This window comes from Thiohalorhabdus sp., assembly GCF_036628635.1.
In the GTDB taxonomy this organism is placed as follows: Bacteria; Pseudomonadota; Gammaproteobacteria; order Thiohalorhabdales; family Thiohalorhabdaceae; genus Thiohalorhabdus.
On the sequence record NZ_JAZKRM010000002.1, the window covers coordinates 124,479 to 133,595 of the forward strand.

Below are 9,117 nucleotides of genomic sequence, written 5' to 3' on the forward strand. Positions count from 1 at the left end.
CCCCCTGCGCAAGCGGGTGGAGGACCGTTGAAGCTCGAAAGCATCCGCAATTTCTCCATCATCGCCCACATCGACCACGGCAAGTCGACCCTCGCCGATCGCTTCATCGAGGCCTGCGGGGGCCTGGCCAACCGGGAGATGAGCGACCAGGTCCTGGACGGTATGGACCTGGAGCGCGAGCGCGGCATCACCATCAAGGCGCAAAGTGTCCGTTTGCTCTATCACGCCGATGACGGCGAGACCTACCATCTCAACCTCATCGATACGCCGGGGCACGTGGACTTCTCGTACGAGGTGTCGCGCTCGCTGGTATCGTGCGATGGCGCCTTGTTGGTGGTGGACGCCTCCCAGGGGGTGGAAGCCCAGAGCGTGGCCAATACCTATCAGGCGGTGGAATACGACCTCGAGGTCATCCCCGTCCTGAACAAGATCGACCTGCCTAGCGCCGAATCCGGCCAAGTCAAGCAGGAGATCGAGGAGGTCATCGGCATCGAGGCCGAGGACGCGGTGGAGGCCAGTGCCAAGGAAGGGGTGGGCATTCGCGAGATCCTGGAACGGCTGGTGCGGGACGTGCCGCCTCCTGAAGGCGATCCCGAGGCCCCGCCCAAGGCCTTGGTGGTGGATTCCTGGTACGACAAGTACCAGGGTGCTGTGGCGCTGGTCCGGGTCATGGACGGGCGGCTGACCAAGGGCCAGCGTATCCAGATGATGGCCACCGGGCGCACCTTCACCGTGTCCACCGTAGGGGTAATGACGCCCAAGCCGCTGGAGGTGGACCACCTCGAGGCCGGGGGTGTGGGCTTTGTCATCGCCGGCATCAAGGACGTGGACGGCGCCAAGGTGGGCGATACCATCACCGACGCCCACAACTCGGCCGCCGAGCCCCTGCCCGGGTTCAAGGAGGTCAAGCCGCAGGTGTTCGCCGGACTGTATCCCACCGACTCCGGCCAGTACGAGGATCTGCGCGACGCCCTGGACAAGCTGCGGCTCAACGACTCCAGCCTGCAGTATGAGCCCGAAACCTCCCACGCCTTGGGCTTCGGCTTCCGGTGCGGCTTCTTGGGCAAGCTCCACATGGAGATAATTCAGGAGCGGCTGGAGCGCGAGTACAGTCTGGACCTGATCACCACCGCGCCCACCGTGGTCTACCGGGTGACCAAGCCCAGCGGCGAGGCTCTGGAGGTGGAGAACCCCGCCGAGCTTCCCGAGGCCGGTGACATCGCCAGCATCGAGGAGCCCCTGATGCTGGCCAACATCTTGGTGCCGCAGCAGCATGTCGGCGAGGTGATTCGGCTGGCGGAGGAGAAGCGGGGCCGGCAGAGGTCCATGCATTACACCAATGCCGGCCAGGTAATGATCACCTACGAGCTGCCCATGAACGAGGTGGTCACCGATTTCTTCGAGCGGCTCAAGTCCTCCACCTCGGGCTACGCCTCCATCGACTACGAGCTCCACGGTTACCAGCCCTCGGACCTGGTGCGGCTGGATATCCTGGTCAATGAGGATCGCGTCGACGCCCTGTCCCTGATCGTGCATCGCGACCATGCCTATTACCGGGGCAGGGATCTGGCCAAGAAGCTCAAGGAAATGATCCCCCGGCAAATGTTCGATATCGCCATCCAGGCCTCCCTGGGCTCGCGCGTCATCGCCCGCGAGACGGTCAAGGCCCTGCGCAAGAACGTCACCGCCAAATGCTACGGCGGCGACGTGACCCGCAAGCGCAAGCTCATGGAGAAGCAGAAGGAAGGGAAAAAGCGCATGAAGCAGGTTGGGTCGGTGGACATCCCACAGGAGGCGTTTCTGGCCGCGCTATCGGTGGATGAGGAATGAACTTCACGCTCATACTGCTCCTCCTCCTGGCCGTTACCGGAGGGATCTGGCTCGCCGGCTGGGCCTGGGGTCGCCTCCGGGGGCTATCCACCGAGGAGCGCTCGGTGGTGGTGGATTACGCCCGCTCGCTGTTCCCGGTGATCCTGCTGGTGGTGCTGATCCGATCGTTCGTGGTGGAGCCGTTCAAGATCCCCTCGGGGTCCATGCTGCCCACCCTGCAGGTAGGGGACTTCATACTGGTCAACAAGTTCGATTACGGGCTTCGGATCCCCTTGGCCGGCTGGAAGATCACCGATGGGTCGGATCCTGAACGGGGCGACGTCATCGTCTTCCAGTTCCCGCAGAACGAGAGCGTGGACTTCATCAAGCGCATCGTGGCGCTTCCCGGAGATGAGGTTGCCTTTCGGGACCGCACGCTCTATGTCAATGGTGAGCCCGTGCCCACCAGCTATGAGGGGCGCTACGTCTATCGCAGCCAGCGCGGCCAGCAGATCCAAACCCAGCGCTTCCAGGAGCGCACCGACCATCACCGCTATGCTGTGGTCTACGACACCCAAAAGCGCGGACGCACCTTGATTGAGCCGGTGGAGGTACCTCCGGGCGAGTACTTCGTCATGGGTGATAACCGCAATCACAGCAACGACAGCCGCTACTGGGGCGCCGTACCCGAGGAGAACGTCCTGGGCCAAGCCTTCGTGATCTGGTGGTCCTGGGACGGCTACGCCAACAATGCCCGCTGGAGCCGACTCGGCACCTGGATCCCGTAGGCCCTTGGCCCGGACACCCGGTTCCGGACAAGGAGGTCTATCCAACCGCCAAAGGAGCTTTTCCATGGGGGGCGGACGCACGCGCAATGAAAGCGGAGCCGGGCTGCTGGCCATCCTTTTCTGGCTGGCTTTGGCCGCCCTGGTGATATGGCTGGGGGCCCGAGTTCTGCCTGTCTACATGGAATACTGGTCCATCGACGGTGTGTTTCAGGACGAGGTGGAAAAAAGCGATCTCCACGACTCGCCGCGGGGAATGAAGAAGGCCGTCCTGGAGGAGCTCGAGTTCCAGGACATAGACCGGTTGGATGCGGCGGATATCGAGGTGGAGCGGCTGGCCGGCGGCGGTTACCGGGTTAGCGCCGAGTACGAAGAGACGGTTCAACTGAGCGAGCGGGTCAGCCTGGTGTTCCACTTCCAACCGGAGGCCCAACAGGGTGGATGAGACCCGCCTGCAGCAGCGGATTGATTACCGCTTCGAGGATGCCGCGCTTTTGCGCCAGGCCTTGACCCACCGCTCGGCCGGGGCCGTCAACAACGAGCGCCTGGAGTTTTTGGGGGACAGTGGGCTCAACTTCACGGTGGCGCGTTGGCTGTTCGAGGCCTTCCCGCGCGAGCGCGAGGGTGTGCTGTCGCGGCTACGGGCGCGTTTGGTCTGTACCGAAACGCTGGCCGAGATCGCGGAAGAGCTGGAGCTGGGGGCCCTGGTCTATCTCGGGCCCGGCGAGCGCAAAGCCGGCGGCCATCGCCGCGAATCCATCCTGGCGGATACCGTCGAGGCCCTGGTGGGGGCGGTCTTGGTGGATGCTGGCGTGGCCGCCATGGAAAGCTTGGTTCAACGCCTGTGGGGTGAACGTCTGGCTAATGTGGACCCGCGCTCGGTGAATAAGGACCCCAAGACCCGCTTGCAGGAATACCTGCAAAGCCAGGGCCGGGCCATTCCGGAATACCACCTAGTGGAGACCGCCGGCGCCGAGCACCAGCGGCGCTTCTATATCGATTGCGCCATTGTGGGCGGGGAAACGGTTCGGGGGGAAGGTACCAGCAAGCGCCGGGCGGAGCAGGAGGCTGCTCAGCAGATGCTCCAGCGGCTCGGGGTGGACGATGACTGAAGGTCGCCAGCCGCTCTTCCGTAGCGGCATGATCGCCCTGGTGGGGCGGCCCAACGTGGGCAAATCCACCCTGATGAATCGCCTCCTGGGCGAGAAAATCTCCATCGTTTCCCGGCGCCCGCAGACCACCCGCCACCGGGTGCTGGGGATCCATACCACACAAGCCTACCAAATGGTCTTCGTGGACACCCCCGGTATCCATCAGTCCAAGCGTAAGATCAACCAGCGCATGGTGCAGGCTGCCACCACCGCACTGGAGGGTGTGGATGCCATCGTTCTGGTGGTTGAGGCCCTGCACTGGACCGAGGGCGAGGACACCATCCTGGAGCGCCTCCGTCAGGTCGACACCCCGGTGATCGCGGTGGTCAACAAGGTGGACCGGGTCAATCCCCGCGACAAATTGCTGCCCTATCTGGACGAGCTCCAGGGCCGTTATGCCTTCGCCGCCATCGTTCCCATGGCGGCCTATAAGGGCGAGAACCTGGATCCCCTGCTGTCCGAGCTGGCGGCGTGTCTCCCGCAGGGCCCGGCTCTGTTCCCCGAGGACCAAATCACCGACAAGAGCGTGCGCTTTTTGGCGGCCGAGCTGGTGCGCGAGCAGCTGTTCCACCAGCTGGGCCAGGAGGTGCCCTACGCTACCGAGGTGGTGGTCGACCGTTTCGAGGAGACAGCCAACCGGACCGAGATCCAGGCTACCATTGTGGTGGAGCGGGAGAGCCAGAAAGGCATCGTTCTGGGCAAGGGGGGGAGGCGCATCAAGGAAGTGGGCAGCCGTGCCCGCCAAGCCATCGAGTACTTGCTGCAGGCCCGGGTCCACCTGGAGCTTTATGTCCAGTTAAGGGCTGGGTGGAGCTCCGACGAGCGGGCCCTCAGCGAGCTGGGATTCGAGGAGTGAGGAGTGGCGCGATCCGTAGATGACGCGGGTGAACCCTGAGGCTTAACCAAGGCGGCAAAATGCCATAGGTATCCTTTTGGTTTGTTATCTGCGCCCTTTGCGTCATCTGCGGATAACGCCTCTGCCGTTTTACGCCTCAGGCCTCACAGGGGCCGCGGGCCCGGGAGGAGACCCCATGACCGAGGCCCAAAACGCCTATATCCTCCACCGCCGACCCTACGGAGAGACCAGCCTCCTAGTGGAGCTATTCACCGAGGATGTGGGGCGGGTGGGGCTGGTGGCGCGCGGCGCCCGTCGGCCGCGCAAGGGGGCAACGCCGCTGGAGCCGTTTAGGCCCCTGCAGGTGACCTGGTCGGGGCGAGGTGAGCTCCCCAACCTGCGGGGTTCGGAGCCGCTGAGCAGTCCCTTGGCCCTGCGTGGCGAGGCCTTGTACCTGGCCTTCTACCTCAACGAGCTTTTGTTACGCCTCTGTCCCCGTTTCGATCCCTATCCCCTGGCCTACGGCGCCTATCAGGAGGCCCTTGCCGGCCTTGCCAGCGGCGGCCGCGATCAGCCGCTGCGCGCCTTCGAGGCCGGGCTACTGGAGGAACTGGGGTTGGCCCCCGACTGGCAGCAGTGTGCCCGCTGCGGCCGAGCGGTAACGGCCTCGGGTGCCTATGCCTGGGAGCCCGAGCTCGGGCTCATCTGCGGCCATTGCACCACGGCGAAGCGACCCTATTCGGGTCAAGCCGTGCTGGGCCTCCAGGCTGAGGCCGATCATCTTGGCCCCGAGATCCGCCGCCAGGCTCGGGACCTAATGCGGGCGGCCCTCGCTCCCTACCTGGGATCCCGCCCGCTGGAAAGCCGGGAGCTGTTGCGTGCCCTGCACCACCGGGGCAGCCGCGGTTAGCCGCGGCGGCGTGGTATTCTTCCCCGGGTACAGGGCCTTTCGACCCATCCTTTCGCTACAAGGCTTGCAGGTATGATCGAACTCGGCATCAATATCGACCATGTGGCGACGCTGCGTCAGTCCCGGCTAACTCCTTATCCGGAGCCCGTGCATGCCGCCCTGGAGGCCGAACGCTACGGGGCCGACGGCATCACTGCGCATTTGCGGGAGGATCGCCGCCATATCCAGGATCGTGACATGCGCCTGCTGCGTGAAACGGTCCAGACCAAGCTCAACCTGGAAATGGCCCTGACCGAGGAGATGGTGACGGTGGCCGAGGAGGTGCGGCCGCATGACTGCTGTCTGGTCCCCGAGCGCCGGGCCGAGCTTACTACCGAAGGGGGCCTCGACGTGGCCTCCCAGGTTACCACGGCCCAATGGGCGGTCGAGCGCCTGGCAGGGGCGGGGGTCCGGGTCTCGCTGTTTGTCGATCCCGAGCCCGAGCAGCTGGAGGCGGCCGCCCGCGCCGGGGCCCCGGTAGTGGAGCTGCATACCGGGACCTTCGCCAACGCCGAGGATGCCGTCTCCCGATCCAGGGAGCTTGAGCGGCTCGAGGAGGGGGTGGCAAAAGCCCGGGCCCTGGGTCTCCGCGTGCATGCCGGCCATGGCCTGGACTACCTCAATGTCCGGGCCGTTGCCGGGCTGCCCGGGGTCAGAGAGCTCAATATCGGTCATGCCATCGTGGCCCGGGCCATTCTCGCCGGGATGGGGCCGGCGGTGGCCGAAATGAAGGCTCTCATACACCAGGCGGCCCTGGGCCAGAGCGGTTAGCGGATCCTTGATCCTGGGTCTGGGCACCGATCTGGTGGCGGTTGATCGGGTGCGTTCCGCCCTTGAAAGCCACGGCGAGCGTTTCTTGGAACGCGTTCTTACCGCCAGTGAGAGCGAGCTGTGCCGTTCCCGAGGGGACCCGGCGCTTTGCGTGGCGGCCCGCTTTGCGGCCAAGGAGGCGGGGGCCAAAGCCCTGGGAACCGGCATTGGCCAGGGCGTGCGCCTGAGGGATTTGGAGGTGGTTCGGGAATCGGCTCAGCCCCCTCAGCTTTGCCTGCATGGGCAAGCCGCTGCCGTCGCCGCCGAACAGGGAATCGTCCGGACCTATCTCAGCCTTTCTGATGAGCCCGGTTACGCCCTGGCTCTCGTGGTGATGGAGGGTGACCTTTAGGCCCCAATTTGACAATAATCGTTAGGTTCTGGCACAAACAGGTAACTTCACAAACAAAGAAGGGGGGAAACTATGCGCGTTCTAGTCGCGTGTTTAAGCTTGACCTTGTGCCTTGCCCTGGCCGTACCTGCCTTGGCCGATGAAACGGTGAACATCAACGAAGCCTCTGCTAAGGAGCTGAAAGGGCTTACCGGGGTGGGTGGGGTGATCGCCAACCGGATCATCGAGTATCGCGAGTCCCATGACGGCTTCGACTCGGTGGCTCAGCTCGAGGAGGTCAAGGGCATCGGGTCCGCGACTCTGGATGACATAGGGGATAGGGTGACCGCCGGCGGCTGAGAAGCCCGCCGAGCAACCCGGCCGACTGAGGCCGCGCTTCGGCGCGGCCTTTTTGTTGGGTCTGTCCCCCTCTGGAGGCCTTATGTCCCGCCCTTGCCTTATCGCCTCGCTGGCGCCGGCTTCCCCGAGTGATCTCCCCCCCGACGGGGCCGACCGGGTGACTCCGGCGGATTTGGTTGAGGTTCGCCTGGATGCGGTGGAGGGCGACTCGGACGCGGCGGTGGCGGTGTGTCGAAGTGTGGCGGGCTGGGGCCGGCCGCTGCTGATCACTCCCCGCTCTGCAGGAGAGGGCGGCATGCGGGACTGGTCGGAGGTGGAGCGGCGGGCAGCGCTTTCCAAGGTCTGGGAGACGCTGCCCATTGCCTATGTGGACGTGGAGCTGCGGGATTCGCCCGGGTTGCTGGAATGGGTCCTTGCCGAGCGCCCGGAAGGGGTGGAGGCGATCGCTTCCTTCCACGATTTCGCCGGGTTCCCGGGGGAGGGTCTGCTGGAGGCACTGGCTTTGGAGGCTGTGGCCAAGGGGGCGGAGCACTTCAAGGCGGCCGTCCGGGTGGACGACCTGGACCAAATGGCCCGGCTGGCATGCTGGACCCGGAGCCAGAGCCTGACCCAATCGGTGCTTACCATGGCCATGGGACCCGCCGGTACCCTATCCCGGCTCATGAGTGGCGCATTCGGCAGCTGGGCCACCTACGGCCACATCGCCACCGCCACCGCCCCTGGCCAGCTGGGAGTGGGGGAGCTGGCCGAGCTAATGGACCGGTTCTATCCCCCTGAAGGGGAGGGCGAGGCCTGATGATAGGCGAACCGTTGCGAGCGCGGCGGTTGGCGTAACGGGCTAGCTTTAGCCCGCAAGGTTGCTCCCCCGGTGTATCCGGATTATAGCCCCCTCCGAAGTCAAGAATTGGGATTTGGCCAAGGCCGTGTCGGGTTCGGGCGGGCCCGTGGCTGATATCGGCCCCTGCCCAATGGTCAGAACAGCTCCCGGCTCAGCCGCTTGCGGTAATCGCTGACCAGCGGATGGCGGTTGCCCAGCGTCTCGAACAGGGCCAGCAGTTCCTTGCGGCCGGCATCGTCGCGGAACTTGCGGTCCCGGCGGACGATCTCCAGGAGGTGCTCGAAGGCGGCCTCGTAGTCTTCCGCTAGCACCCGGTAGGCGGCCACGCGGTAGCGGGCGTCCAGATCGTCCGGATCCTTATCCAGGGCGGAGTGCGCCGCCTCCTCCGAGGCCGCCTCCTCCGCGACCCGGGCGAACTCAATGCGGCTGCGCAGGCCCGCCACCTCGGGGTCGCCCTCGTAGCGAGCGGGCAGCTGGCGGAGGACCTCGGCCGCCTCATCGGCCCGATGCTGCCGCAGCCGCAGGCGGGCCAGGAGCATCAGGGCCCGGCCGTTTCGGGCTTCTTGGCTCAGGACCCCTTCCAGCTCCGGCTCCGCCTGGCCCAAATGGTCTTCCTCCAGGGCTTGCCGGGCGCGGGCGAGCGCCTGATCCGTCTCCGAGGGCAGGATGCGGTCGATGAACGCCCGGATCTGGGTCTCCGGCAAGGCCCCGGTGAATTCGTCGACGACCTCGCCGTCAACGAAGGCCTTGACGGTAGGCAGGCCACGGACTCCGTAGCGGGCGGCAAGCTCCTGGTTGCGGTCGGCGTCCACCTTGGCCAGCAGGAAACGGCCTTCGTATTCCCCGGCCACCCGTTCCAGGGCCGGCCCTAGGGCCTGGCAGGGCCCGCACCACGTGGCCCAAAAGTCCACCAGCACCGGCAGGCTGTGGGAGCGGTCCATCACCTCGGTCTCGAATGCCGGGGCGTCCGGATAAATCACCCATGGGCTCATCGGCTCGTCCTCCTGACGGGCTGGTATGGGGCTGGAAGGTTCTATCCAGGTGGCGTGCTATGGTAGCTTTTCCAGCCTAGCAAGCCCCTTTCCCGGAAAGGGGCCTCGAGGATCTTTTTAACCCGGGCCCTAAGGGGACGCCATGGACCCAACCATCCGCAAGGCCGTCTTCCCGGTAGCCGGGATGGGCACCCGCTTCCTCCCGGCGACCAAGGCCATGGCCAAGGAAATGCTGCCGGTGGTGGACAAGCCGCTCA

General features: G+C 65.3%; 11 protein-coding genes and 1 pseudogene. 11 read left to right on the forward strand and 1 reads right to left on the reverse strand.

What is annotated here, in order from left to right; all coding sequences use genetic code 11:
* The first annotated feature begins 27 nt into the window (after positions 1–27).
* The 10 genes from lepA to V5A19_RS01625 all read left to right on the forward strand — a co-directional run bounded on the left by lepA (position 28) and on the right by V5A19_RS01625 (position 7,826).
* Positions 28–1,830, forward strand: a complete 1,803-nt coding sequence (lepA, locus tag V5A19_RS01580) for a translation elongation factor 4 (RefSeq protein WP_332317355.1) — start codon at positions 28–30, stop codon at positions 1,828–1,830.
* Complete coding sequence (gene lepB / locus V5A19_RS01585; protein WP_443081385.1) at positions 1,827–2,597, forward strand: signal peptidase I; 771 nt, start codon at positions 1,827–1,829, stop codon at positions 2,595–2,597. Before lepA ends, lepB begins: the two co-directional genes overlap by 4 nt.
* A 64-nt stretch (positions 2,598–2,661) precedes the next feature.
* Complete coding sequence (locus V5A19_RS01590) at positions 2,662–3,039, forward strand: DUF4845 domain-containing protein (protein ID WP_332317356.1); 378 nt, start codon at positions 2,662–2,664, stop codon at positions 3,037–3,039.
* Positions 3,032–3,706 carry a ribonuclease III gene (rnc, locus tag V5A19_RS01595; protein ID WP_332317357.1) on the forward strand — a complete coding sequence of 225 codons (675 nt, stop codon included), beginning with the start codon at positions 3,032–3,034 and terminating at the stop codon, positions 3,704–3,706. The genes V5A19_RS01590 and rnc overlap by 8 nt, the downstream gene beginning before the upstream one ends.
* Entirely contained in the window at positions 3,699–4,601 is a 903-nt protein-coding gene (era, locus tag V5A19_RS01600) for a GTPase Era (RefSeq protein WP_332317358.1), read from the forward strand. Before rnc ends, era begins: the two co-directional genes overlap by 8 nt.
* A gap of 175 nt (positions 4,602–4,776) precedes the next feature.
* Complete coding sequence (gene recO / locus V5A19_RS01605) at positions 4,777–5,490, forward strand: DNA repair protein RecO (RefSeq protein ID WP_332317359.1); 714 nt, start codon at positions 4,777–4,779, stop codon at positions 5,488–5,490.
* A gap of 72 nt (positions 5,491–5,562) precedes the next feature.
* Positions 5,563–6,300 carry a pyridoxine 5'-phosphate synthase gene (pdxJ, locus tag V5A19_RS01610; protein WP_332317360.1) on the forward strand — a complete coding sequence of 246 codons (738 nt, stop codon included), beginning with the start codon at positions 5,563–5,565 and terminating at the stop codon, positions 6,298–6,300.
* A gap of 7 nt (positions 6,301–6,307) precedes the next feature.
* Positions 6,308–6,691 (forward strand): holo-ACP synthase, encoded by a 384-nt coding sequence (acpS, locus tag V5A19_RS01615; RefSeq protein WP_332317361.1) that lies wholly within the window; start codon positions 6,308–6,310, stop codon positions 6,689–6,691.
* A gap of 72 nt (positions 6,692–6,763) precedes the next feature.
* Positions 6,764–7,030, forward strand: a complete 267-nt coding sequence (locus V5A19_RS01620; protein WP_332317362.1) for a ComEA family DNA-binding protein — start codon at positions 6,764–6,766, stop codon at positions 7,028–7,030.
* An 82-nt stretch (positions 7,031–7,112) separates the two neighbouring features.
* The gene (locus tag V5A19_RS01625) at positions 7,113–7,826 is read left to right on the forward strand and encodes a type I 3-dehydroquinate dehydratase (RefSeq protein WP_332317363.1); all 714 of its coding nucleotides are present in this window, start codon (positions 7,113–7,115) and stop codon (positions 7,824–7,826) included.
* Between the two features lie 176 nt (positions 7,827–8,002).
* On the opposite strand, the gene V5A19_RS01630 is transcribed toward V5A19_RS01625, so the two are convergent.
* A complete protein-coding gene (locus V5A19_RS01630; protein ID WP_332317364.1) occupies positions 8,003–8,860 on the reverse strand; it encodes a co-chaperone YbbN in 858 nt (285 codons plus the stop codon).
* A gap of 142 nt (positions 8,861–9,002) precedes the next feature.
* On the opposite strand from V5A19_RS01630, the pseudogene V5A19_RS14265 reads away from it, so the two are divergent.
* Positions 9,003–9,117, forward strand: a pseudogene (locus V5A19_RS14265) (UTP--glucose-1-phosphate uridylyltransferase); the annotation flags it as partial.

Excerpts from the sequence above, each read along its gene's own strand:
- lepB (WP_443081385.1), top strand. The coding sequence starts at position 1,827 with ATGAACTTCACGCTCATACTGCTCCTCCTCCTGGCCGTTACCGGAGGG.
- V5A19_RS01590 (WP_332317356.1), top strand. The coding sequence starts at position 2,662 with ATGGGGGGCGGACGCACGCGCAATGAAAGCGGAGCCGGGCTGCTGGCC.
- era (WP_332317358.1), top strand. The coding sequence starts at position 3,699 with ATGACTGAAGGTCGCCAGCCGCTCTTCCGTAGCGGCATGATCGCCCTG.
- recO (WP_332317359.1), top strand. The coding sequence starts at position 4,777 with ATGACCGAGGCCCAAAACGCCTATATCCTCCACCGCCGACCCTACGGA.
- pdxJ (WP_332317360.1), top strand. The coding sequence starts at position 5,563 with ATGATCGAACTCGGCATCAATATCGACCATGTGGCGACGCTGCGTCAG.
- V5A19_RS01620 (WP_332317362.1), top strand. The coding sequence starts at position 6,764 with ATGCGCGTTCTAGTCGCGTGTTTAAGCTTGACCTTGTGCCTTGCCCTG.
- V5A19_RS01625 (WP_332317363.1), top strand. The coding sequence starts at position 7,113 with ATGTCCCGCCCTTGCCTTATCGCCTCGCTGGCGCCGGCTTCCCCGAGT.
- V5A19_RS01630 (WP_332317364.1), bottom strand. The coding sequence starts at position 8,860 with ATGAGCCCATGGGTGATTTATCCGGACGCCCCGGCATTCGAGACCGAG.